General features: G+C 71.2%; 19 protein-coding genes. 10 read left to right on the top strand and 9 right to left on the bottom strand.

The features are described 5' to 3' along the window. Nucleotides 1–93: 93 nt before the first annotated feature. Both AB0B33_RS35665 and AB0B33_RS35660 read right to left on the bottom strand, forming a co-directional pair. Nucleotides 94–930, bottom strand: coding sequence for a DUF72 domain-containing protein (locus AB0B33_RS35665; protein ID WP_360780096.1), 837 nt, complete (start codon nucleotides 928–930; stop codon nucleotides 94–96). Between the two features lie 301 nt (nucleotides 931–1,231). Then, nucleotides 1,232–1,993: a DUF4253 domain-containing protein gene (locus AB0B33_RS35660; protein ID WP_247017837.1), complete on the bottom strand. Its 762-nt coding sequence runs from the start codon at nucleotides 1,991–1,993 to the stop codon at nucleotides 1,232–1,234. Nucleotides 1,994–2,244: 251 nt separating this feature from the next. On the opposite strand from AB0B33_RS35660, the gene AB0B33_RS35655 reads away from it, so the two are divergent. Then, nucleotides 2,245–2,877, top strand: a complete 633-nt coding sequence (locus AB0B33_RS35655) for a hypothetical protein (RefSeq protein ID WP_360780094.1) — start codon at nucleotides 2,245–2,247, stop codon at nucleotides 2,875–2,877. A 142-nt stretch (nucleotides 2,878–3,019) separates the two neighbouring features. Beyond that, nucleotides 3,020–4,150: a PrsW family intramembrane metalloprotease gene (locus AB0B33_RS35650; protein WP_360780090.1), complete on the top strand. Its 1,131-nt coding sequence runs from the start codon at nucleotides 3,020–3,022 to the stop codon at nucleotides 4,148–4,150. Here AB0B33_RS35650 and AB0B33_RS35645 read toward each other — a convergent pair. Both AB0B33_RS35645 and AB0B33_RS35640 read right to left on the bottom strand, forming a co-directional pair. Further along, a complete protein-coding gene (locus AB0B33_RS35645) occupies nucleotides 4,147–4,710 on the bottom strand; it encodes a TIGR03086 family metal-binding protein (protein WP_360780087.1) in 564 nt (187 codons plus the stop codon). The genes AB0B33_RS35650 and AB0B33_RS35645 overlap by 4 nt on opposite strands. Then, entirely contained in the window at nucleotides 4,707–6,353 is a 1,647-nt protein-coding gene (locus AB0B33_RS35640; RefSeq protein WP_247017845.1) for a DNA repair helicase XPB, read from the bottom strand. The genes AB0B33_RS35645 and AB0B33_RS35640 overlap by 4 nt, the downstream gene beginning before the upstream one ends. A gap of 75 nt (nucleotides 6,354–6,428) precedes the next feature. Here AB0B33_RS35640 and AB0B33_RS35635 point away from each other — a divergent pair, with 75 nt between their 5' ends. Continuing rightward, on the top strand, nucleotides 6,429–7,046 hold the full coding sequence (locus AB0B33_RS35635; protein WP_247017847.1) for a hypothetical protein: 618 nt from the start codon (nucleotides 6,429–6,431) through the stop codon (nucleotides 7,044–7,046). Between the two features lie 3 nt (nucleotides 7,047–7,049). On the opposite strand, the gene AB0B33_RS35630 is transcribed toward AB0B33_RS35635, so the two are convergent. Then, a complete protein-coding gene (locus AB0B33_RS35630; RefSeq protein ID WP_247017849.1) occupies nucleotides 7,050–8,015 on the bottom strand; it encodes an ABC transporter substrate-binding protein in 966 nt (321 codons plus the stop codon). Nucleotides 8,016–8,200: 185 nt separating this feature from the next. Here AB0B33_RS35630 and AB0B33_RS35625 point away from each other — a divergent pair, with 185 nt between their 5' ends. The 6 genes from AB0B33_RS35625 to mdlC all read left to right on the top strand — a co-directional run bounded on the left by AB0B33_RS35625 (nucleotide 8,201) and on the right by mdlC (nucleotide 16,745). Further along, nucleotides 8,201–10,939 carry a nitrate- and nitrite sensing domain-containing protein gene (locus AB0B33_RS35625; RefSeq protein ID WP_360780083.1) on the top strand — a complete coding sequence of 913 codons (2,739 nt, stop codon included), beginning with the start codon at nucleotides 8,201–8,203 and terminating at the stop codon, nucleotides 10,937–10,939. A gap of 13 nt (nucleotides 10,940–10,952) precedes the next feature. After that, on the top strand, nucleotides 10,953–11,630 hold the full coding sequence (locus tag AB0B33_RS35620; RefSeq protein WP_360780080.1) for a copper homeostasis protein CutC: 678 nt from the start codon (nucleotides 10,953–10,955) through the stop codon (nucleotides 11,628–11,630). A gap of 88 nt (nucleotides 11,631–11,718) precedes the next feature. Continuing rightward, nucleotides 11,719–12,264 carry a hypothetical protein gene (locus AB0B33_RS35615; RefSeq protein ID WP_360780077.1) on the top strand — a complete coding sequence of 182 codons (546 nt, stop codon included), beginning with the start codon at nucleotides 11,719–11,721 and terminating at the stop codon, nucleotides 12,262–12,264. A gap of 46 nt (nucleotides 12,265–12,310) precedes the next feature. Further along, nucleotides 12,311–13,273 (top strand): hypothetical protein, encoded by a 963-nt coding sequence (locus tag AB0B33_RS35610; RefSeq protein WP_360780074.1) that lies wholly within the window; start codon nucleotides 12,311–12,313, stop codon nucleotides 13,271–13,273. A gap of 166 nt (nucleotides 13,274–13,439) precedes the next feature. Beyond that, nucleotides 13,440–15,086 carry a S53 family serine peptidase gene (locus AB0B33_RS35605; protein ID WP_360780071.1) on the top strand — a complete coding sequence of 549 codons (1,647 nt, stop codon included), beginning with the start codon at nucleotides 13,440–13,442 and terminating at the stop codon, nucleotides 15,084–15,086. Nucleotides 15,087–15,158: 72 nt separating this feature from the next. Further along, the gene (gene mdlC / locus AB0B33_RS35600) at nucleotides 15,159–16,745 is read left to right on the top strand and encodes a benzoylformate decarboxylase (RefSeq protein ID WP_360780069.1); all 1,587 of its coding nucleotides are present in this window, start codon (nucleotides 15,159–15,161) and stop codon (nucleotides 16,743–16,745) included. A 78-nt stretch (nucleotides 16,746–16,823) separates the two neighbouring features. Here the strand turns inward: mdlC and AB0B33_RS35595 are convergent, their stop codons facing one another. From AB0B33_RS35595 to AB0B33_RS35580, 4 genes are read right to left on the bottom strand one after another with little or no spacing between them, the layout of a single operon-like run. Next, a complete protein-coding gene (locus AB0B33_RS35595) occupies nucleotides 16,824–17,684 on the bottom strand; it encodes an ABC transporter ATP-binding protein (RefSeq protein WP_247017862.1) in 861 nt (286 codons plus the stop codon). Nucleotides 17,685–17,704: 20 nt separating this feature from the next. Further along, nucleotides 17,705–18,538 (bottom strand): ABC transporter permease, encoded by an 834-nt coding sequence (locus tag AB0B33_RS35590; protein ID WP_247017864.1) that lies wholly within the window; start codon nucleotides 18,536–18,538, stop codon nucleotides 17,705–17,707. Next, a complete protein-coding gene (locus AB0B33_RS35585) occupies nucleotides 18,535–19,305 on the bottom strand; it encodes an ABC transporter permease (RefSeq protein WP_247017866.1) in 771 nt (256 codons plus the stop codon). The genes AB0B33_RS35590 and AB0B33_RS35585 overlap by 4 nt, the downstream gene beginning before the upstream one ends. Before the next feature lies 1 nt (nucleotide 19,306). Next, entirely contained in the window at nucleotides 19,307–20,314 is a 1,008-nt protein-coding gene (locus AB0B33_RS35580; protein WP_360780064.1) for an ABC transporter substrate-binding protein, read from the bottom strand. Nucleotides 20,315–21,031: 717 nt separating this feature from the next. On the opposite strand from AB0B33_RS35580, the gene AB0B33_RS35575 reads away from it, so the two are divergent. Then, on the top strand, nucleotides 21,032–24,199 hold the full coding sequence (locus AB0B33_RS35575; RefSeq protein ID WP_360780242.1) for a nitrate- and nitrite sensing domain-containing protein: 3,168 nt from the start codon (nucleotides 21,032–21,034) through the stop codon (nucleotides 24,197–24,199). Nucleotides 24,200–24,213: the final 14 nt, after the last annotated feature.

Below are 24,213 nucleotides of genomic sequence, written 5' to 3'. Positions count from 1 at the left end.
GTGCGGCGGACCGCCCGCGTGCCGACCCCCAGCGACAGCACGCAAGCGGGTCCGCCTGCCCGACGAGTCAAGCGGACCCCGCTCACTGTCCACTCACTGCGGCCCGATCCCGAGCAGGTCGGCGAGGCATTCGGCGTTGCGCGGCGCTTCGACTTTGACGTCGTTGTCGAAGTAGACGTAGACGTCTCGCCGCCCGCCGTCGTGCCAGGTGCGGATCTTGTCGGCCCAGGTGCGCAGGGCTTGGTCGGAGTAGCCGCTGACGTAGAGCTCCTCGTCGCCGTGCAGCCGGACGTAGGCGAAGTCCGAGGTCTGCTCTTCGAGGAACGGCCACTTTCCCGCGGTGTCGGCGACCACGAGGGCGATGTCGTGTTCGCGCAGCAGGTGCGTGGCGGCGGGCTGGGCGAAACTGGGGTGCCGGACTTCGAGCGCGTGCTTCAGCGGTTTTTTCGGGCCGGGTTTCAGGTAGGGATCGCCTTTGAGCTTGTCGTCGTGCTTCTTGGCCAGCGCGGCGGCTTCGGTGGTGGTGCGGGGCAGGAGCGCGAAGAAGTTCGCGAGCCGGTCCGGGTCGAACGCGAGCCGGGGCGGGAGCTGCCAGAGGAACGGGCCCAGTTTCGCGCCGAGCGCGAGGACCCCGGAGGCGTAGAAGTTCGCGAGGGCGGTCTCGACGTCGCGGAGCTGCTTCATGTGCGTGATGAAGCGCCCGCCTTTGACGGCGAAGAGGAAGCCCGCCGGCGTCTCGTCGAACCAGGCGCGGTACCGCTCGGGGCGCTGGAGCGAGTAGAAGGAGGCGTTGATCTCGACGGAGTTCATCCGCCGCGAGAGGTGTTCGAGTTCCCGCCGCTGAGCGAGCCCGGACGGGTAGAAGACACCGCGCCAGGGCGGATAACGCCAGCCGGACGTCCCGATCCGGATTTCGGCGATCGCCCTCACCCCCTTTCCGTTCCCGCGAAAGGTGATTCCCGGCGTCCGTCGTGGTGAAACGCGGCGACGACCGGACGGTTGGACCGCGGGTCGGGACAAGTGACCTGAGTTCGGGGACGGCCGTCTCAGTGGGCCTTTGAAGCGTTTGCTCACAGCACCGCCGGGGTGGAGTCGGACGTGGTTGTGGTGCGCGGCCGAGGAGTTCGGCAGCGCCGGCCAGGCAGTGCGAATACGCGGTTCGACTGCCCGGCCGCAGCCCCGGCATCGACCGCCGGCCGTGCCGCACCGATCCCGTGGCTCTACGTTCGTGCTAGGCCCAGGAGAACCTCCAGTGCCGCGACTGCACCAGCCCCGACGCGTACTCCCGCAGGTTCCCCGGCTGCCCGGCGAACGTCGGCAAGCTGAACGCCCGGTGCTCCGCCGCCACCGTGAGCGCCCTCGCCTGGTTTCGGGGTGGGGCCGACACCGACAGCTCGATCGCGTCGAAGCCCAGCACCACCAGCGTCGCCCCGAAGCGGTCCTCCCAGCTGCGTAGCACCGCCGACAGCTCGGCCACCTGGTCCGTGCACTTGATCATCCCCGTCCAGCCCAGCAGGGCCGGGATGTCGGCGGGGCGCTCGGTCTGGACCAACCCCAGCCGGTGCGGGGCTCGGGTGGCCAGGATCGAACCCGTGTTGCCCGCTTCCGCCAGCGGGTCCGACTTGCGTGGGCTGCGCTTCGCCAACCCCGGGAAGCGGGCGCCGAAGGGGCGGAGGCAGGCGCCGTCGCAGCAGGACGTGTCCCACCAGCGGGCCAGCGCCGCCGCCGGGTCGGCGGAGGACACCCGGTGGCCGGCGGGGGCGAGGCGGCCGCGGTCGTCGATCCAGTCTTCGCCGTTCGCCGCGAAGCGCTGGTCGTGGGGGATCAGCACCGGCCACAACCCCGACCGCTCGAACTCGGCCACGCAGCCGAGGAACCGCTCGGGCCGGGTCAAGGGCAGGTCGGACACCCACAGCCGGCCGTGCCACGACCCCGGTGGCAGGGTCTGGACCGGCGGCGCGGGCGTACCGGGGCGGAGCGGTGCGATCGTCATGGACGTCCCCTCGAACTTGTGTTCGGCTACTGCATCTCGAACAGTAGTTCGAGGGTCCGACAATTTCCAGCGATTCCCCCGCTCATCCGTTCGAGTGAATCCACAAATCCGCAGGTCAGGGGCATGTGCGAGGCTTGTGAGGTGAAAGTTGCTCCTGTGACGATTCGCTGGGCCGAAGGGGTGGCCGAGGCGTAGAAGGTGCGAACGGGGCGAAGCCTGCTTACGGTCATCACGGAGGAGAGGAGCAGCCGGTGACCGACCACGTACCCGAGCCGCCGCGGGGCTGGGTGCCCGTGGAGCACCGGTTCGCCGGGCTCGACCGGCGGACCTTCGCACCCGCTCTGCTGGTCCTCGGCATCGCGCTCCTGCTCGGCTACGGCCTGCCCGCGCTCAACGCCGCCATCCCGTGGCACAACGAGGTCCGGGCCGGTGACGTCCTCGACCTCGGCGCCGGCGCGACGGCCGTCCCGCCGGTCGGCTGGCAGCTCGAGAGCGGCACGCTGACCGGCACCGCCGCACCGGCGAGCGCCACCACCCTGCGGGTCGCCCTGGCCACCGGCGGCGCGAGCATCGACCTGCGCGGCGCGCCCTTCACCGGGTCGGCGGACGCCTTCCTCGACCAGGTCGAACGATCCGAAGGCGACGCGCCGGGCGTCGACGGGGCCCGGGGCACCGTCACGACCGCCGCCGGGCTGACCGGGGTCGCCCGGGCCGGTACCGGGCCGGTCGGCGACGCGCTGGACGTCGCCTTCAAGGTCGGGCAGCCCGCCGCCGACGCGCCCGCGCTGCTGGTCCGGGTGCGCACCGCGCCGGACCAGTTCGAGCGCTACCGCGACGAAGTGACGGCTTTCTTGCGCAGCATCACGCCGGGCGCGGCCCGGTGAGCGGCGGGGCGCGCGGGGTGTTCCGGTGTCACCGAGACGAGGTGGAGGCGGTCATCGTGGGCGTGGCTCGGCCGGACCGGTTCGAGTGCGATCGCGGCGAACTGGCGGCGGTCCTGCGCAGCAGCACCCCGGGTGCGGTCCGATGAGCGGCGAGGCGGCCCAGCTGGCCGCGATCGAGGAGTCGGGCTGGGGTGTGCCGTTCCGGCTCTTCCAGCCGCACAACCTGGCTTTCTGGGTGTATTCGCTCGGCCTGGGCGGTGGTGCGCTGGCGATCGTGCGGTACTTCGGCACCGGCGGTTTCTACACGCCGGCGCTGACCGGTGGTGTGCTGCTGTTCGCGCTTTACCTCGTGCCGTGGTTGCTGTTGCTGCGCCGCCAGAACCGCTACACGGCGCAACCGGGCGGGCTTCTCGCGGCGGGTTTCGCCTGGGGTGGCGTCGCCGCGGCGTTCTGGATCGCGCTTCCGGCCAACACCGCGCTGCTGGAGATCTGGACGAAGGCCGGCGGCACCGCCTTCGCCGGCAACTGGGCCGCCGGGCTCACCGCTCCGATCAACGAGGAGTGGGGCAAGGCGCTCGGGCTCGTCCTGCTGATCGGGCTCGCCCCGCGGCTGGTCCGCAGCGCCTACGACGGGTTCATCATCGGCGCGTTCATCGGCCTGGGCTTCCAGGTGTTCGAGGACGTGCTTTACGTCTACAACGGCGCCGCGCAGACCTTCGGCGCGAACCAGCTCGGGACGTCGCTGCAGGTGTTCCTCATCCGCGGCGCGTCCGGGATCGTGTCGCACGCGCTGTTCAGCGCCCTCTTCTGCACGGGTCTGATGTGGGTGCTGGGCCGCGCGCGTGGCGAGCGCCAGGTGCTGCTCGGCGTGGTGACCATGCTGCTGGCCATGGTGTTCCACTTCGCCTGGGACGACATGGGCGGCCTCGGCGGCGGTGGCCCGCTGGTCCCGGTGCTGCCGTTCGCGATCGCGGCCGTCGAGCTCGCCACCCTGTTCGCCGTGCTGCGCCGCGCCGCGCGCCGCGAGCGGAGCTGGATGCGGGACCTGCTCGGGCCGGAAGCCGAGGCCGGAGTGGTCGGACCCGCGTTGCTGGACGCGGTCAGCGGGCTGCGCGAGGACCGCAGGAAATTCCGCAAGCAGGTGCACAGCCGGCGCCGGGCCCGCCACCTCCTCGACGCGGCGGGCGACCTCGCGCGAGAGATCTCCCGCGCCGGAGGCAGCGAAACCGCCCGCGTGGCGCACGCACGGGCCGAGCTGGAACGACTCGCCTAGCGGCCGGCGCGCCAAAGCACAGCACGCCCGGTGAACGCCGCCAGCCGGTCCAGAGCCGGCGCGCCGGCGTCGATCGGGTGCGGCTCGCCGAACCGGCTGCCGCGGTCCTGTGCGGGCAGCTGAGCCCGCACGAACGCCAGCGCCTGCTCGACGAGGTGGTCCGGCGCGGCCGCCGGAACGCCGGTGGCCTGCGCCAGGTCCCAGGAGTGCGTGAGCAGGTCCGCGATCCGCCACCGCAGCCGTTCGGCGCCGGTCGTCGTGCCCAGCGGCGTCTCCTGGACGCGGTCGAGCGCGCCCGGCTCAGCCGCGGCCGCCTGCAGGGCCGCGGACGAGCGCCGGAACGCCCCCGCGGGGTCCGCGCCGAGGTGGTCGGCCGCGCGGTCGGGCGGCGGGGCGTTCGAGAACATCGCCGTCAGCACGAGGTCCAAGCCGACGAGGTGGCCCGTCAGGTCCCGCACAGTCCACTCGTCGCACGGCGTCGGCGCGCTCCACTGGCCGGGCGCGACCCGGTCGAGCAGGCCGCTCGCGGTCGCGGCCGCGCGGGCGAGGTCTTCGATCACAACGGCCGGAGCAGGTCGTCGGCGTCCACGATGTGGTACGCGTACCCCTGCTCCGCGAGGAAACGCTGCCGGTGCGCCGCGTACTCCGTGTCGACCGTGTCGCGCGAGACGATCGAGTAGAAGTGCGCCTGGCGCCCGTCGCCCTTCGGCCGCAGCAGCCGGCCCAGGCGCTGGGCTTCCTCCTGCCGCGAGCCGAACGTGCCCGAGATCTGGATCGCCACCGACGCCTCGGGCAGGTCGATCGAGAAGTTCGCGACCTTCGACACCACCAGCGTCCGGATCTCGCCGCGGCGGAACTTGTCGAACAGCTCCTCGCGCTCCTTGTTGCGGGTCGCGCCCTGGATGACCGGCGCGTCGAGCTCGTCGCCGAGCATCTCCAGCTGGTCGAGGTAGGCGCCGATGACCAGGGTCGGCTCGCCGGCGTGCTTCTGCACGATCGACTTGATCACCGGGGTCTTCGTCATCGCCGTCGCGGCCAGCTTGTAGCGCTCGTCGGCCTCGGCCGTGGCGTACCCGAGGCGCTCGGCGTCGGTCAGCGTCACACGGACCTCGGTGCACTCCGCCGGTGCGATCCAGCCCTGCGCCTCGATGTCGCGCCACGGGACGTCGTAGCGCTTCGGCCCGATCAGCGAGAAGACGTCGCCCTCGCGGCCGTCCTCGCGCACCAGCGTCGCCGTCAGGCCCAGCCGCCGCCGGGACTGCAGGTCCGCCGTCATCCGGAACACCGGCGCCGGCAGCAGGTGGACCTCGTCGTAGACGACCAGGCCCCAGTCGCGCGAGTCGAACAGTTCCAGGTGCCGGTACTCGCCCTTGGTCTTGCGGGTGACGACCTGGTAGGTCGCGATGGTGACGGGCCGGATCTCCTTCTTCTCGCCGGAGTACTCGCCGATCTCCTCCTCGGTCAGCGACGTCCGCGCGATCAGCTCGCGCTTCCACTGCCGCCCGGCGACCGTGTTCGTCACCAGGATCAGCGTGGTCGCCGCCGCCTTCGCCATGGCCGCCGCGCCGACCATCGTCTTGCCCGCGCCGCAGGGCAGCACGACGACGCCGGAGCCGCCCGCCCAGAACGCCTCCGCGGCCTGGCGCTGGTAGTCGCGCAGCTGCCAGTCCGTCTCGTCGAGGGCGATCGGGTGCGCCTCGCCGTCGACGTACCCGGCGAGGTCCTCGGCCGGCCAGCCGACCTTCAGCAGCGCCTGCTTGAGCCGCCCGCGCTCGGACGGGTGCACGATGACCGTGTCCTCGTCGATCCGGGCGCCGAGCATCGGGCTGATCTTCTTGTTCCGGCTCACCTCGGTCAGCACCGCGCGGTCGGTGGTCGACATGACCAGCCCGTGCGCCGGGTGGTTGGCGATCTGCAGCCGCCCGAACCGGCCCATCACGTCGACGACGTCGATCAGCAGCGGCTGCGGCACCGGGAAGCGCGAGTACGTCGTCAGCGCGTCGACGACCTGCTCGGCGTCGTGGCCGGCGGCACGCGCGTTCCACAACGCCAGCGGCGTGATCCGGTAGGTGTGCACGTGCTCCGGCGCCCGTTCGAGCTCGGCGAACGGCGCGATGGAGATCCGCGCGTCGTCGGCCTGGGGGTGGTCGACCTCCAGGAGCACGGTCTTGTCGGACTGGACGATCAGCGGGCCATCAGTCACAACTACTGTTATACGTGCCTCGCTCGCGGCCGGCTGCGACGGGACGAGGTGCCGAGGGGATCACTGGAGGGCACGTTGACCACACCACCGTCCGACGACAACCCGTTCCGGACGCCCGACTACGCGACGCCGTACGCGCCGATGCCGCCCGTGCAGGGGCAGCCGGCCATCCCGCACTGGTTCACCGTGAAGGTGCGGATCACGCTCGCCGCCTGCGTGGTGCTGGCGCTGGGCCTGGGCTCGCTGGCCGCGCTGGGCATCAACTCGCTCGGCGGCAGCGGCACGCCGTCGTACGGTGACTGCCTGTACCTGACGCGGGAGAGCGGCGACCGGACCGCCTACCACCGCGTGGGGTGCGGCGCGGACAGCGCGACCTACAAGGTCGAGAACGTCTACCGCGGGGCCATCTCGTGCGCGTCCGGCGACTACGTGCGGTTCCGGGTCGGCTCCGGCTCGAGCCAGACGCTCTGCCTGGCGCTGAACGTCAAGTCCGGCGACTGCGTGCGCGGCGTCGAGGACGAGACGACGATCACCAAGGTGAGCTGCACCGACCCGGCGGCGCAGGACCGCGTCCAGGTCGTCTCCGGCTTCGGTGACGAAGACGCGTGCGGCGAGAACGCGGACAAGGTCCTGATGTACCAGGGCCCGCCGCGGCGCACGGTCTGCCTGGTGAAGACCGGCGAGAACATCTAGCCGCTAGGAGCCGTTCTGGCCGGGCAGCAGCGCCTGGACGTCGAGGCGGTTCGCGAGCAGGCCGGAGTTGTGCATCAGGTCGGCCACCCGCTGCAACCGGATGCCGTTGAGCGACGCCGGGTACGAGCCGAGCGAGATGAGCGCGGCCGTCGTCGAGTCGATGTCGGAGAACTTCGGGAGCGCGTCGCGGACCACCGCCGGGTCCGTCGCGCTCTGCTGGGCCGCGCCCAGCGCCGTCCGGAACGCCGCCAGGGTCCGGGGGTTGGCCTGCGCGAACGGCTTGGCCGACGCGTAGCCGGACAGCGGGAAGCCGAGCGTCGAACCGCGGGCGCCGTCGGCCAGGATGTGCGCGCCCAGGTCCTTCTCGGCGCGGGTGATGTACGGCTCGATCATCAGCGCCGCGTCCGCGTCACCGGCCTGGAGCGCCTGCGGCATCCCGTCGAACCCGACCTGCCGGAACTTGATCTTGGCCGCGTCCACGCCCGCCGTGACCAGCACCGACCGCGCGACGAGCGCGCCGATGTCGTCGAGCATGTTGACCGCGATCTCGGGTGACTTCTTCGCCGTCGGCACCGTGTAGTCGGAGCCGGGCAGGGTGACCAGCGCCATCGTGTTGGGCCCGGAGGTGTACGCCTCGCCCTGCAACTGCAGGGCCGACCCGCCCGCCGCCGCGCGGAACATCGCAATGTCGGAGGCGAAGGTGACGTCGAGGTCGCCGGCGGCCACCTTGGCCAGTCCGTCCTCGCCGCCGAGTTCCACCAGTTGGACGTTCAGCCCGCCGGACCCGAACTTCCCGCTCGCCACGGCGATCCGCAACGGGGCCGTGTCGATGGCGTTGCCCACACCGACGCGCAGGGTGGTCCGTTCCAGCGCTGGTGGGGGCGCCGGGGTGCCCGAAGAGAACACGCTGCACCCGGCGGTCGCCAGAAGCGCCGCCACCAGCGGAATCGTCCGTCCGCGTCTGATCATGAACCTTCACCTACCGCGAGAATCTGGTTCTCGTGCTGGATCGTATGGTCCGCGCCCCATACGATCGCGGGCAGGGCCGGATCGCGCCAGCACGGCTTTCGGATCTCCACGGTGGGGGCTACCGTTCAGTAGGTTCGACTGCAGTCAGATCCGCGGGTTCCGCCCGCGGCGGAAAAGGAAACCAGGTGACCCGTCGCGACAAGCGTCCCCGCAAGGGCGGCGACGCGGCGGATCCGCGTCCGGCCGGCGGCCGCTGGCGATTGCGCAACTGGCGCCTCGGCACGAAGCTCTTCGCCGTCCTGCTGATCCCGGCGCTCGCCGTGATCGCCCTCGTCGGCCTGCGGATCAGCTCAGACCTGCGCGACGCGCGGCAGCTCGCCGAGTTCGCCACGCGCGGCCGCGTCGACAGCACGGTGGCCGAGGCCGTCCACGAGCTGCAGCGCGAGCGCGACCTCACGGTCCGGTTCGTCGCGCAGAACCGCCAGGGCGACACCGCCGACCTCACCGCCCAGCGCAACCGCGTCGACCAGGCCATCGGCACGTTCGAACGGACCCTCGCCGACAGCAAGCCGCGGCTCGACGCGAAGGCCGCGGACAGCCTCCAGCAGACCGACGACCGGCTGCGCGTGCTCGGCGGCCTCCGCTTTTCCGCAGAGCACTCGGCGTTCCCCGCCGACGCCGTCCTGCGCTCCTACAGCGAGCTCGTTTCCGGCATGCTCGACATCAGCGACGCGGCCGCCGCCGACGTCTCCGACCCCGAGCTCGCGCGGCTGCGGCTGGCCGGGAACGCGCTGGCGCGGATCAAGGACCAGATGTCGGTCAAGCGGGCGGTGATGGCCGAGGCGCTCGCCGCGGGCACGCTGGACCGCGACCGCACGCGCGCGCTGCTCGGCGCCGAAGCCGAGCTCGCCGCCGCGCGCAACGACTACCGCACCTTCGCGACGCCCGACCAGCAGCGGATGTACGACGACACGGTGATCGGCCTGGTCGTCGACATCGGCAACGACATGGTCGAGTCCGCGCTGACCCGCACCGAGAACGGCCAGAACCTCTCGGGCCTCGACCCGAACCAGTGGGACACCTCGGCGACCCACACGGTCAACCTCGCCCACCAGGTGCAGCAGGCGCTGCTGGTCCAGTTGCAGGAACGCACCGACGCGCTGGCGGCGCAGGCCCGCACGGCGGCGTTGTGGGACGGCGGCGTGGTGCTCGGCGTCCTCCTCGTCGCGGGCGTGCTTTCGGTGGTCATCGCGCGGTCCCTGTTGCGCCCCTTGCGGATCCTGCGCCGGACGGCCCTCGAGGTGGCCGAGCACCGGCTGCCCGCGGCCGTGCAGAACCTGCTCACCGACCCCGAGCCCGCCCCGGAGAACCTGCGGAAGCGGCTCGCCGTCGCGCCCGTGCCGGTGTTCACCCGCGAAGAGGTCGGCCAGGTGGCGCGCGCGTTCGACGCGGTGCACGGCGAGGCCGTCCGGCTCGCCGGCGAGCAGGCGATGCTGCGCGAGAACGTCAACGCGATGTTCGTCAACCTCTCGCAGCGCAGCCAGGACCTCGTCGAGCGGCAGCTGTCGGTGCTCGACCGGATGGAGGCCGACGAGCAGGACCCGGACACCCTCGCCGGGCTGTTCGAGCTCGACCACCTCGCCACGCGGATGCGGCGCAACAGCGAGAACCTGCTGGTGCTCTCCGGCCAGGACTCCGCGCGCGAAGACGCCGGTGCGGTGTCGGCCGACGAGATCGTCGGTGCCGCGCTCTCGGAGGTCGAGCACTACCAGCGGATCGAGCTCGGCCCGGCGCCGCAGGTCGCGGTGCGCGGCGAGGCCGTCAACGACCTCGTGCACGTCGTTTCGGAGCTGCTGGAGAACGCGACCCGCTACTCCGGCGGCGAGACGGTCACCGTGGCGAGCGCCGAAACCCACGACGGCGACTGGCAGATCGAGATCATCGACCACGGCGCCGGCATGCCGCAGGCGGAGATCGACCGCACCAACGCGCGGCTCGCGCACCCGCCGGACGTCGACGTCGAGGTGTCGCGCCGGATGGGGCTGTTCGTGGTGGCGACGCTGGCCACCCGCCACCACATCGACGTCAGCCTGAGCGCCGGTGCGCCCTCCGGGCTGGTGGCGACCGTGCTGGTGCCCTCGGCCCTGATCGTCGAGCTGCCGCCGATGCCGGCGCCGCCCCAGCCCGCGGAGCCGGCCGCCGCCCCGGAACCCGAACTGCTGGCGCCGCTCGCCCCGCTCACGCCGCCGGAACCCGAGCCGGAGCCGGAACCGGAAGAGCTGACGCCGCCGTCGATCGAGGCCGGCCCGCCGCGCCGGGCCCCCGTGGTGGCCCGCGAGCAGGCGCCCGAGTGGCCGGTCGCGGACGACGACACGCACCTCGACTTCGACGCGCCGACCGAGCGGATGCCCGCCTACCGCGACGTCCTGTCCCGGTGGTTCGACGCGGCCGCGGCGCCCGAACAGCCGCGCCGCCCGGTGGAACCGCGTCCGGTCGCCGAAGAGCCGCGTCCGGTCGAGCCGGAGCCGCGGCACGCACTCGCCGCAGGCCCCCCACCCCCGCCGCCACTTTCCCGTGAAAGTGGCGGTGGGGGCGGCAAAGCCGCACTTTCACGTGAAAGTGCGGCTCTGCCGAACCCGGACGACGAGGACACCGAACCGCAGCTGCGCCCGGTGGCCCCGCCGGCCGCGATCGAGCCGACGTACGAGTGGCCGACTTCGGCCGAGCTGGAACAAGAAGACGGCGCGGAAGACACCTGGCCGTTCCTCCAGCCCGCGGATTCGGCGGCCAGCCCGGGAGCGGTGCCGGAACAGCGGCCGATACTCTCACTTTCCCCGGAAGCGGTGCGCGAGCGGATGACGAGCCTTCAAGGCGGCTTCCGGCGAGGGCGGCACGCGAGGGGAGACGACACCCGGAACCAGTGAAACGGATTGAGGCATGAGCTCGAAGACGCCCCTGCTGGAAGTGATCGCGCTGGACGTGGCGGACGCCGAAGGCGCGCAGGCGGGCGGGGCGGACCGCCTCGAACTGGTCGCTGACATGGCTCAGGACGGCCTGACGCCGTCGATCGAGACGTTCCGGGACGTGCGGTCGGCGACCGACCTCCCGATCCGGGTCATGCTGCGGGACAACGGGTCCTTCGCCGTCGGCGACCTCGAAGGGCTGCGCGCGGACACCGGACGGCTGATCGACGCGGGCGCGCGCGAGTTCGTCTTCGGCTTCCTCACCGTCGACAGCGAGATCGACGTGGACGCCTGCGAAGCGCTGATCAAGGAGATCGACGGCCTGCCGTGGACGTTCCACCGCGCCATCGACCGGACGCGCGATCCGCTGCGCGCGTACGACCAGCTGGCCGCGCTCGGCTGCGACACCGTGCTCGCCGCCGGCCACCCCGACGGCGTCGGGAGCGGGCTTTCGGTGCTGCAGCGGCTGGCGCAGCGGGAGAGCGGGCCGGAGCTGCTCGTCGGCGGGGGTCTGCGGGCGCAGCAGGTGCACCTGTTGCGCGCGGGCGGGGTGCGCGGGTTCCATGTCGGGAGTGCGGTGCGACCGGGCGGGTGGCAGGCGCCGGTGGCCGCGGAAACCGTGCGCGACTGGGTGGATCTCGTCAAATCCTGATCCACTGCGAAACCCGCACGGGCGCCGCCGCCCGGACCGGAAATCCGCAGCCGGTCCTACCGGTATTCGATTTCCTTGAATCGGACCGATGAAATTGCATTCGGTTCTTGCGAATGCCGGTCGGCGGTCGGTCGTGCAGCTGCACGTGCAATTCCGCCAGTTCGCCTGCTTGGGGGCTGATGCCGGGGCGGGCGCTGGCTATCGTGAACGGGAAGCCGGTCCGTCCGGATGGTGCCAAGAATTGTTCGGCCAGTACAGGAGGCGGCGCTGTGAGCGCGCGTATTCGGTTCGCGGTCAATTCAATGAGAAGCCATCAAGAAACCAGGATGTCGACCATCCGGTGGATTTCCGCCGCCCGGGCGCGGCTGATTACCCGCGGGGATCGCGCGAGCGCTTCCGGTACGGGCCGGAAGGCCGAATCGTGACCGGCGCGCTGCCGCGGCAACGCGGAACCGAAACCTCCGAAGACGAGTTCGCCCGACTGGGGCTCGGCGGCTCGCTCGCCCTCACCGGCCTCCTGGCCGCCGTCAAGATCGCGGAAACCGCCACCGGCGTGGTGCTGACCGCCACCGGGGTGCTCCCCGGTGCCAACACCCCGAAGGAGAAGGCACCGGCCTGGCCCGGCGGGGAATGACCCGGGGCTGCCCACGGCGGCGGCTCTCTTCGGACGGAGGGCCACCATGACCGGCAGCGACGGGCAGGAGGACCTCCGCGGTACGCGTGTGGGGATCGCCGACGTGCGGCGGTTGGAAGACGCGGTCGCGGAGCTCCGGGCGCTGGACTACCGCTACGGCGGCGGCGCCTGCAGAGCGGCCGTCGAAGCGCAGCTCCCGGCCGCCGTCGCGCTGCTGGACGGCGTGACCAAGACCGTGGTGCTGGCGCGGCTGTGCACCGCCGTCGCCGACCTCTACAACCTGGCCGGCTGGACGAACTTCGACCAGGACCGCCCGGCCGCCGCGCTGGCGGCGTTCAAGCGGGCGCTGGAGCTCGCCGGGCAGGCGGGCAACGACGACCTCCAGGCCAACATCCACTACCGCACCGGGCGGCTGCACCTGCACTACGGCGCCGTCGACGCGGCGCTGGCGGAGTTCGAGCGGGGCCGGGACGCGGCGCGGCTGGCGCACTCCAAGCTCGCGCAGTCGATCCTCTCGGCCAACCAGGCCTGGGCCTACGCCAAGAAGGCCGACGTCGCCGGCGCGCTGACCTACCTGCGCCGCGCCCGCGAGGAGTTCGCGGACGCCGCGGACCGCGAGCCTTCGCCGTGGGCGGAGTTCTTCGGCTCCACCGACCTGGCGGCGATGATCGGCACGGTGCACGCGGAACTGGCGCAGGTGGTGGACATCCGGCACGGCCGGGACGGGATCCCCGCGCTCACCGACGCGATCGCCGGGTACGGCCGCGGGATGACCCGCAGCCGGTCGCTGACCCTGATCTGGCTGGCCACGGTGCACGCGCTGGACGGCGACCTCGACGTCGCCTCGGCCGTCGGCGAGGAGGCGATCGAGCTGGCGGCCGCCCTGCGGTCCCCGCGGACCCGGCAGCGGCTGCACTCGCTGTCCTCGGCGGCCCGGCGGTTTTCCGGCAATGCGGACGCGCGGGATATCGCCGACCGCGTCGACGTTCTCCGGCAATCCGGACGCTAATCGGGTGATCATGGAAGGGTAAACCGTTCGGAAAGGGAAAAGGGCAGCCGCGGAACGGCAGACAAAAGTAGGTTCCTCGGCGCGATAGCGATTTCTTATGCTTCTCGGCAACCTGCAGCGAGCATTCCGCGCAGGCCCGGTCCCCACCGCCGAGAGGAATTCCCCCATGCGCTTGCGCAAGCTCGTCGCGGCCGCTGTGCCGTTGCCTGCGTTGCTCGGCCTCGCCGTGGCCGTCCCGGCCGCCGCGGCGTCGGAACCCCTGGTCACCCTGGCCGACAACGCCGCTCCGCTGGCCGGCAGCGTCCGCGCCGGCGACGTCGCGGCCGGCCAGCCGATCACCGCGGCGCTCTCGCTGAAACTGCACGACCGGGCGGGGCTGGAAAAGTTCCTCGCCGACGTGCAGAACCCCGATTCGCCGCAATACCACCGGTTTTTGACGCCGGCTCAGTTCGCGGCCCGGTTCGGTCCGACGCAGGCCGACGTCGACAAGGCCGTCTCATTCCTCGGGAAAGCGGGTGCCACCGGGATCGAGGTTTCCGGTAACCGGCAGGCGATCACGTTCACCGGCTCGGCGGCGCAGCTCGAATCGGCGTTCCGCACCCGGATCGGGACCTACCGCGACACCACCTCCGGCCGCGACTTCTTCGCCAACGACGTCGCACCCGCCGTCCCCGCCGGCGTCTCGGACGTCGTGAGCGGCGTCGTGGGCCTCGACAACCACGCGGTGCGCAGGCATTCGTCGCAGGCCGCCGCCAAGCCCAACGTCGTCAAGGCCGTGACGCCGCCGGTGCTCAAGACCGCCTACGGCACCAGCGGTCTGCCGGCGACCGGCAGCGGCGTCAAGGTCGGCTTCGTCGAGTTCGACGGCTACCAGAAGGCCAACATCAGCAAGTACGACAGCACGTACGGTCTCTCGGCGGGCCCGGTCACCACGGTGCCGGTCAGCGGCGCGAACTACGACTCCGCACCGGGTGACGGCCAGATCGAGGTCGAGCTCGACATCGAGGTCGTGCACGCGCTGGCCGCCGCGGCGAGCGACTACGTCTACGAAGCGCCGAACACCAGCGCGGGCGAGCTCGCGATGTACCAGAAGATCGCGTCGGACCACACGGTGAACGTCGTCTCGATCTCTTGGGGCGCCTGCGAATCCGCCGAGGGTTCGAGCGCGGCGAAGAGCGTCAGCAACGCGATCGCGACCGGCACGGCGGAGGGCATCTCCTACTTCGCAGCCGCGGGCGACGACGGCACGACCGACTGCTACCGCCAGACCGGTTCGACGGCGAAGGCGGTGGACTTCCCGGCGTCGAGCCCGAACGTCACCGGCGTCGGCGGCACGCAGCTGACGGTCACGTCGTCGAACGCCTACAGCAGCGAGAAGGCCTGGAACGACGGGGCGAACGGCTCGACCGGCGGCGGCATCTCGACGGTCTTCACGGCGCCGTCGTGGCAGTCCTCGCAGAGCACGACCTACCGCAAGGTGCCGGACGTCTCCGCGGACGCGGCGAGCGGTTCGGGCTACTACATCTACACGGCGGGCTCGTGGGAAACGGTCTGGGGCACGTCGGGCGCGGCCCCGCTGTGGGCGGCCTTCGCGACGCTGCAGAACCAGATCCACGGCGGCGGCCTCGGCAACCTGAACCCGAAGTTCTACTCGATCGGCAACGGGTCTTCCTACGCCACGGGCTTCCACGACGTGACGACGGGCAACAACACCCTGCACGGCACGACCGGCTTCACCGCCGGCACGAAGTACGACCAGGTGACGGGCTGGGGCTCCTTCAAGGGCACCGGGCTCTCGGGCCTGATCGGCTGAGCACCCCCCGAGCGCCCCACATTGGGGCGCTCGGGGGCTTTTCTTCGCAACGCTAAGCGTTAGCCTGGTGGCATGATCAAGCGCACGGTGCTGGACGCCACCAGGGAACTGCTCCGCGAACTGGGCCTCACAACGGTGTTCGGCAACCCCGGCACCACCGAGGTCCCCTTCCTCACCGACTGGCCGGACGACTTCGACTACGTCCTCGGGCTGCAGGAGTCCGCCGTGGTGGCGATGGCCGACGCGTACTCGCAGGCCACCCGCCAGGCCGTGCTGGTGAACCTGCACTCCGCGGGCGGCGTCGGGCACGGCCTCGGCAGCCTCTTCAACGCCTACCGCAACCGGACGCCGCTGATCATCGTCGCCGGCCAGCAGAACCGGTCGCTCCTGCCGCACGACCCGTTCCTCGGCGCGATGGACGCCCCGGACTTCCCGAAGCCGTACGTGAAGTGGTCGATCGAGCCCGCCTGCGCCGAGGACGTCCCGGCCGCGCTGGCCCGCGCCTACCACGTCGCGACGCAGGCGCCGTCCGGTCCGGTGTTCGTGTCCGTCCCGGCCGACGACTGGACCGCCACCACCGAGCGGCCCATCGTCTCCCGGCCGCGCATCCGCGGGTTCGCGCCGGACCCCGAAGCCATCGACGAGCTCGTCGCCGCGCTCGAGGCCGCCGAACGGCCCGCGCTCGTCGTCGGGGGAGCCGTCGACCAGGACGGCGCGGTCGTGGAAACCGTCGCGCTCGCCGAGCGGCTCAACGCCGGCGTGTGGGTCGCGCCGATGTCCTACCGCTGCTCGTTCCCCGAGGACCACCCGCTGTTCCAGGGGTTCCTGGATCCCGAACGTGGCGCGGTCTCGGACAAGCTCGCGGCGCACGACCTCGTCGTCGTGCTCGGCGCGCCCGCTTTCACCTACCACGTCGAACGCGGGCGCGGGGAAGCTCCGCTGCCGCCGTTGTTCATCGTCAGCGACGACGAGCAGATCCTCGCGCGCGCCTTCGAAGGCACCGGGATCCGCGCCACGCCGAAGCTCGGCATCCGCGCGCTGCTCAACGTCGTCGAGCGGAGCACGCGGTCCGCGCCGGCACCGCTGGAGCGCCCCGCGAAGCCGGGCGGCGAGCAGCTCACCGGCGAGCTCGTCTACTCGACGCTCGCGGAGTTGTTGCCGGACAACGCGATCGTCGTCGAGGAGACGCCGAGCCACCGCGGCATCCTGCACGACCACCTGCCGATCACGGCCACGGACACGGGTTTCCTGACGATGGCCAGCGGCACGCTCGGCTACGGCGTCCCGGGCGCGGTCGGCGCGGCACTGGCCCGCCCGGACCGCCCGGTGGTCGGCGTCGTCGGCGACGGCTCCAGCATGTACGGCATCCAGGCCCTCTGGACGGCCGCGCGCCAGGAACTCCCGGTGACGATCCTGATCATGGACAACACGGAGTACGCGGCGGTCCGCATCCTCGGCGAAACGATCGGCGGCGCGAAGCTCCCGGGCACGGAACTGGGCGGCATCGACTTCGCGGCACTGGCGGCGAGCATGGGCTGCCAGGGCGTGACGATCACCGAGCCGGCCGGCCTGGCCCCCGGCCTGACGGCGGCACTGGCCGACCCGCGCCCGACCCTGGTGCACGTCAAGGTGGCACCGTCGGAGCGCACGCTGTACTGACGTCGTCGTGAGTGAGAAACAGGGTGCTAACCCTGTTTCTCACTCACGACCGCCGGCTGCAGGCGTCCAAAGTGGACTTCAGCTCCCGGTCTTGGTCTCCGTCACGTCCGAAGCGTGCTCGGCCAGTTCCCATTCCGCGGCGTCCGACGCGGCCGTGGCGGCCTCGGCCGGGGTACCGCCGTGCAGCAGCCGGGCCACTTCACCGCGCAGCGTCACGAACTCCGCCGACTCGCGGGTGGTGATCTGGTTGCGCTCGGCCGGCAGGCCGACCGGCAGGTCCGCCACGATCGAGGCCGGCGACTTCGACAGCACCAGCACCCGGTCGGACAGGTAGACGCTCTCGTCGATGTCGTGCGTGACGACGAGGATCGTGCTGCCCTGCTCGCGCTGCACGCGCCGGGTCAGGTCCTCGAGCTCGAACCGGGTCTGCGCGTCGACCGACGCGAACGGCTCGTCCATCAGCAGCAGCGCCGGGCGGCTGGCCAGGGCGCGGGCGATCGACACCCGCTGCTGCATGCCGCCGGAGAGCTGCCACGGGTACTTCCCGCCGACCGCGGACAGGCCGACCTGCTCCAGCGCCTCGGCCGCCAGCTTCCGCCGCTCGGCCCGCGAGATCGGCCGCCAGCGCAGGGGGAATTCGACGTTCTTCTGCACCGAAAGCCACGGGAACAGCGAACGGCTGTAATCCTGGAACACGACGGCGAGGTCGTCCGGGACGCCGTCGACGCGGTCGCCGTGCAGGCTGACCGTGCCGTCGGTCGGCGGGGTCAGCCCGGCGATGCAGCGCAGCAACGTCGACTTCCCGCAGCCCGACGGGCCGACGATGCTGGCCAGCTGCCCGGCTTCGACGGTGAACGACAGCTCGTTCACCGCGGTGTGCGCCTTGGCACCGGAGCCGTACCGGTGACTGAGGCCGGAAACTTCGAGCATGGTGGACATGGGGAGAGGCCTTTCCAGCGTCAGTCGCGGCCGAGGCGGGTCGGCTGCCAGGCCAGCACCCGCCGTTCCGCGACCAGGAAGATCGTGTTGAAGACGTAGCCGAGGATGCCCAGCAGCACCAGCCAGGACCACATGATGGGGAAGTCGAAGTCCTGCTGGGCGTTCAGCAGCGACCGGCCGATCCCGTTGTACGCGCCGATCAGTTCCGAGACCACCATCAGCAGCAGCGAAATCGACAGGCTCACCCGCAGGCCGGCGAAGATCTTCGGCGCCGCGGCGGGCAGGACGACCAGGCCCAGCCAGTACCGGCGGGGCGTGCGGAACGACCGTGCCGTCTCCACCTTCACCTGGTCGACCGAGCGGACGCCGTCGACCGCGTTGAGCAGCACCGGCCAGATCGCGCCGAAGATGATCGACCCGATCTGCATGCCCGAGCTCAGCCCGAACAGCACCGCGAACACCGGGATCAGCGTGGGCGGCGGGATCGAGCGGAAGAACGCGAACAGCGGGCCGAGGTAGTCCATCCCCTTGGCGGACCGGCCGACCAGCACCCCGAGCGCCACGCCCACGACGGCCGCCAGCACCCAGCCGCCGAGCATCCGGCCGAGGCTGGGGAAGACGTTGTCGAAGACGGCGTCGGTGAGGAAGAGGTGCGACGCGGGACCGGTGAACCACAGCTTCGCGGCGGCGACCGCGATCTCCGTCGGTGGCGGGAAGAACTTGCTGCCGCCCGCGCGGGCGGCGAACTCCCAGCCGACGACCAGGATCGCGAAGAGCAGCCAGTTGCGGACGACGGCGGCGGCGCCCCGGGCGGCCCGGCGGCCCACCCGGCCGGAAAGAGTTGCCGCGGTCACGCGATCGCCTCCCGGTCGACGCTGCTCCAGCGGAACAGCCGCTTGCCCAGTTGTTCGAGGCCCTCGTTGATGAGGTAGCCGAGCACCCCGGCGACCACGGTACCGGCCAGCACCAGGTCGAACCGGACCGAACCGGTGCTGGCGATCAGGATGAAGCTGCCGAGCCCGACCTGGGAGCCGGCCAGGAACTCCACGCTCACGACGGCGATCAGCGAGATGGTCGCCGACAGCCGGACGCCGGTGAAGACGAACGGCGCGGTCTGCGGCAGCGCGACCGAAGTCAGGATGCGGAACCGGCTGGTCCCGCACGCCCGCGCGGTCTCCATCAGCACCGGGTCGATCTCGCCCATGCCGTAGATGGTGTTGAACATGATCGGCCACAGCGACGCGTACACCGCGAGGGTGATCTTCGCGTCGGGGCCGGAGCCGATCACCAGCAGCACCAGCGGCACGAGTGCAGTGACCGGGATCGGGCGGAGGAATTCGACGATCGCGGCGGTGGCGGTGCGCAGCACCGGGATGCTGCCGAGCAGCAGGCCGGCGGGTACGCCGATGACGATGGCGATCGCGATGGCGATCAGCCAGGCCAGCATCGTCGCGATGATGTCGCGGATGAATTCGGGGTCGCCCAGCAGGTCGCCGACGGTGACCAGGACGACGCTCGGTGGCGGGGTGAACGTCTTACTGACCAGGCCGACCTGGACGACGACCTCCCAGAGCAGGAGGAAGCCGACCAGACCGGCCAGGCCGCGGAGCAGTTTCTTCACGTCAGCTGGTCGCCTGCGGCGCGATCATCGGCGCGGCTTCGACCTTGCTGGTGATGACGCCCATCTGCAGCAGCAGGTCGGGCACCCGCTGCAGGCGCCGGGCGTCCAGGGTGGAGCCGTAGCCGGGCAGGGTGAGCAGTTTGGCCGTGTCTTCGTCGATCTTCGCGTACTTGACCAGCAGCGGCTCGACCTTCGAGCGGTCGTTGATCGCGTCGCTGGTGGCCTTCTTCATGGCGCGCTGGAAGGCCGCGAGGGTCTTCGGGTTGCCCTGGACCCACTTCGTCGTCGAGCCGTAGCCGGTCAGGGGGAAGTCCTGGCTGGCGCCGGTGTTGATGTCGATGACCGGCGTCGCGCCGACGGTCTTCGCCGACTGCGAGAGCATCGGCTCCGGCATGTAGGCCGCGTCCACCTGGTTGTCCTTCAGCGCCGCCGCCATGTTCGGCAGCGGGACCAGGGTCCACTTGACCGTGCTGAAGTCGACGCCGTGGTCCTTCATGACGGACTTGGTGAGGATGTCCGACGCGGTGTTCATCGCCGTGATGGCGATTCGCTTGCCGGCCAGGTCGTTGACCGTCTTGACGTTCGAGGTCGGCACGGTCACGATCGCGTTGCTCTTCGCGTTGACCGACGTTCCGTCGGCGACGAGCTGCACGTCCGCGGCGCCCTTGCTCTTGGCGACGAAGAACGGCGTGTAGGTCGAGAGCGCGATGTCGGCTTCTCCGTTGAGCGCCTTCGTCATCGACTCCTGGCCGCTCTTGGCGACGATCTGCTCGACGTCGAGGCCCTCGGACTTGAAGTAGCCGCCGTCCAAGGCCAGCCAGAACGGCGCGAGGTCCGTCGTCGGCATGATCGAGACCTTGATCTTCGACTTCTCCAGGCCGCCCCCGTTCGACGAGGCGTTCGAGTCGTCCGAGCCGAGGGCGCTGCAGCCCGTGAGGGCTGTCGCCGCCGCGACGGTGAGGGCGAGCCCGAGCGCGGCGCGGCGAGTGCGAACCCGGCCACTGCTCATGGCGTTTCCAAGCAAGGCCTGCTCCTTGGGTGAAGAAAGTGACGGTTGATGGACCGAATCCCGGGGAAGTAGGTAACTCATTCTCGGGAGTACGCGGGCCACTGTAGAGAACGTGACAGGTTGCTCACAACGGGTGGGATCAATACCCGAGAGGGTGGCGCACGTCACTCTTTCGGCCTCTGGTCTAGACCCACTGCTCCACTCGCCGTAAGCGTTCACCCAGCGTAGGGCCCAGTTCCTGAATAAGGGATGTCCAGCTGTGTGCCGACTGAGCGAACGCTGTGCAACATCGAGCGCGTCCTGTCGGGAGGGTTACATCTTCTCCGGGCGTTCGCTACCCTCTGCACCTGCGGGGAGGTATCAACCTCCGATGTAGTGAGAGAGAGTGCCTGGATGGCCGATCAAGTCGATCCCCGGTTTACCAGGGCACGCTGTGCTTTTCCTGAGAGATTCGTCCCCGTAGAGGCCACTGCCTGGCCGGGCACAGCCGCCGCGCCGGTGGGCTAGGCCGAACCAACAGACCGATGCGAGACCAGCGCAGGGACCCGACCGTGATGCTCGAGCTGAACCGATTCCGTCCGGCCGGACGGGGTTCAGGAACACCCACCGAAGACGATCTTTTCACCCGTACGGGTAGCGTCTCGCGCTGGGCTCGTTCCGACCTGCCGCTGCGCTTGAGCGCCGGGAGCGTGCAGACGAGTGGCTGACGAGAACGCGATGCGCCCAGGCGGGCGCTGGACCGACCAAGGTTTCACGAGCACGAACGATGATGGTGGTGCGGCGGTGCCGAACGAAGACGCCGCGGGGGTAGGAGGGGCCCCCGCGCAGTCGCCCGGAGACAGTCCGGGCCGGAAGGCCGGGTTCTTTTCCGGCATGCGCGACTGGCGGCTGCGCTCCAAGCTGGCCGCGGTCCTGATCATCCCCACCCTGACCGCCGCGGTGCTGGGGGCACTGCGCGTGGTCGACGACGCCGGCGAAGCGGCGGAGTTCCAGCGCACGGCCGACCAGGTGGCGTTCGCCGTCAAGGTCACGACCGTGGTCCACGAGCTGCAGAACGAACGCGGCCTGGCCGTCGCACGGATCTCCTCGAACAACCCGCTGCTGCAGACCGGCCTCGACTCCCAGATCGCGAAGGTCGACCGCGAGGTCGCGGACCTGCGCTCGGCGGCGTCGACGCTCAACTACGACGACCCGGCGACCAAGGACCGCTACACCCGCGGTCTCCAGCGCCTCGACGCCCTGCGCCCGCTGCGGGCGGCGTTCAACACCGCGAACGGCCTGCCCGACATCACGGTGATGACCGCCTACTCGGGCATCCTCGACTCGCTCATCGAGCTCGGCCGCGAGGTGACCACCGCGGTCACCGACCGGGACGTGCTCCGGCTGGGCACGAGCACGCAGGCGGTCAGCGAGGCCAAGGAGTTCACCACCCGCTCCGACGCCGAGCTGCAGATCGCCGCGTTCCGCGGCAGCTTCCCCGGCGACCTCCTGGACCAGACGCGCGCGTCGGCGTCCAGTGCCGACGCCTCGGTGCAGGCCTTCCTCGCGAACGCCGACGACGACCAGCGCCAGCTCTACAACGACACCTACTCCGGGCCGGAGGTCGACGACCGCCGCCGGATCCAGACGGCGGCCTTCGCCTTCGCCCAGCAGGGTGACGCGCCGAGCATCGACACGACGGCGCTCGGCAAGGACAGCACCGTGTCGGCGGACAAGCTGCACGCGGTCGAGTCGAACCTGCTGGCCCAGCTCAAGACCCGCGCCGACAGCCTCGCCACCCAGGCGGTCAACTCGGCCTGGATCGGCGGTGCCGTCGTGCTCGCCGCGCTGGCCGCCGCGATCGCGCTGATGCTCATCGTCGCCCGCCTGATGCTGCGCCCGCTGCGGGTGCTGCGCCGGAGCGCGCTGGACGTCGCCTACACCCGGCTGCCGGAAACCGTGCAGGCGATCCTCGACGACCCGGACCCGGTCGGCGCCTCGAAGCGGGCCGTCCAGCCGGTGCCCGTCAACACCCGCGACGAGATCGGCGAAGTCGCGCGGTCGTTCGACATCGTCCACGAACAGGCCGTCAAGATGGCCGCCGAGCAGGCCCTCCTGCGCGAGAACGTCAACGGCATCTTCGTGAACCTCTCCCGGCGGTCGCAGCGGCTGGTGGAGCGCCAGCTCGGCGTCATCGACCGCCTCGAGGCCGACGAGCAGGACCCGGACCACTTGGCGAGCCTGTTCGAGCTCGACCACCTGGCCACCCGGCTCCGGCGCAACGGTGAGTCCCTGCTGGTGCTCTCCGGCGCCGGCCTGGCCAAGTCCGTGCCCAAGCCGGTGCCCGCCGCCGACGTCATCGGCGCCGCGGTCTCCGAGATCGAGCAGTACGCCCGGATCGAGGTCGGTATCGTGCCCGACGTCGCGGTCCAGGGCCTCGCGATCCACGACCTCGTGCACGTCCTCGCGGAGCTGCTCGACAACGCGACCTACTTCTCCGAGCCGGAGACGAAGGTCATCGTCCGGGCCGTGGTGACCCGCCGGAAGGCCCTCGCCATCCAGGTCACCGACCACGGTGTCGGGATGAGCGACGAGCGGCTGGCCGAGGTCAACGCGCGGCTCGCCGAGCCGCCGGACCTGGACGTGTCGGTGACCCGGCGGATGGGTCTGTACGTGGTCTCGCGCCTGGCCAAGCGCCACGGCATCGAGGTCCGGCTGCGCGAGAACGAGGACATCGAGGGTGGCGTGATCGCCCGCGTCGTCGTCCCGGCGGAGCTGCTCACCCACCTGCGCCCCGGCATGCAGCGGCAGACCCCGCTGCCGCCGAACCGGTCCGAGACGTCCATGTCGATGCCGAGCATCCCGATCCCGGCCGCGCGCTCGGACTTCGACCAGACGCAGGCGTTCTCGCCGAACCCGCCGCAGCACTCGGCACCCCCGCCGCCGCCACCGCCGGCCCCGCCGAAGCACGAGCCGGTGGCGAACCAGGGCGGGCTGGTCCCGCTCGACCAGCCGATCAGCCTGGACGACCTGGTCAGCGGCGGCCGCGCGGCGGGCCCGTTCCTGTCGCCCGAGCTGCCCAAGCCCGACGTGCCGGCCTGGCCGACCGCCGAGGACCTGGCGCCGCTGGCGCCGTCCTCGAACGGCGACGGGGCCAGCTCGCGGGCCGGTGACACGCAGTTCGCGCCGCTGGTGCTGCCCAAGCGCGAGCCGAAGTTCGTGCCGCCGGAGGAACCGCCACCGGCACCGCCGCCCGCGGCGGAGCTCGGCTCGTCGGCGCTCGAAGACGATGTACCCACCCGGCGGCTGCCCATCTACCAGTCGGTGCTGTCACGCTGGTTCAGTGAGGGCGACGACGCGGCTGCCGACCCGGTCCCGCCGCAGCAGAGCGACGGGGGCCACCACCGCAGCCACCAGCCGAGTGCGCCGGAAGAGGTCGAGGTCGAGGTCGAGGACCAGAACCTGCCGCCGCTCACCGGTCGCGACGAGCCCGCCCCGGAACCCGTGGACGAGCTGCTGCCGACGGCGGCCACCCGGCACCCGCTCCTCCCGCCCGACGACGGCTGGCACAGCGCCTCCGACGACGGCTGGCAGGCGGCGCAGTCGCTGCTCGAGTCCAAGAACGAGGAGATCACCACGGCCGGGCTGCCCAAGCGCATCCCGAACGCCTACCTGGTGCCGGGGTCGATCAGCAGCGCGGCGCCCGATGCGCCGGCCCAGAACAACTTCGCCGACGCCACCGCGGGCATGCCCGGAACGGGTGCGATCACCCGCTCGGCGTCCGCGGCGCGGAACCGGATGGCAAGCTTCCAACGTGGGTACACCTCGGGGCGCCATGCGCTGAAGGAGCGACCGGGCGACGAGGTTCCGGTGAGTGGCAACACCACAGACAGCAGTGAGGAGTGAAAGTGACACGGGCG

Origin of the sequence: Amycolatopsis sp. NPDC049159, from assembly GCF_040648295.1 — a bacterium.
Classification (GTDB): domain Bacteria; phylum Actinomycetota; class Actinomycetes; order Mycobacteriales; family Pseudonocardiaceae; genus Amycolatopsis; species Amycolatopsis pretoriensis_A.
Note: the sequence above shows the minus strand (reverse complement) of the source record. Positions and strands in the feature narration are given on the sequence as shown.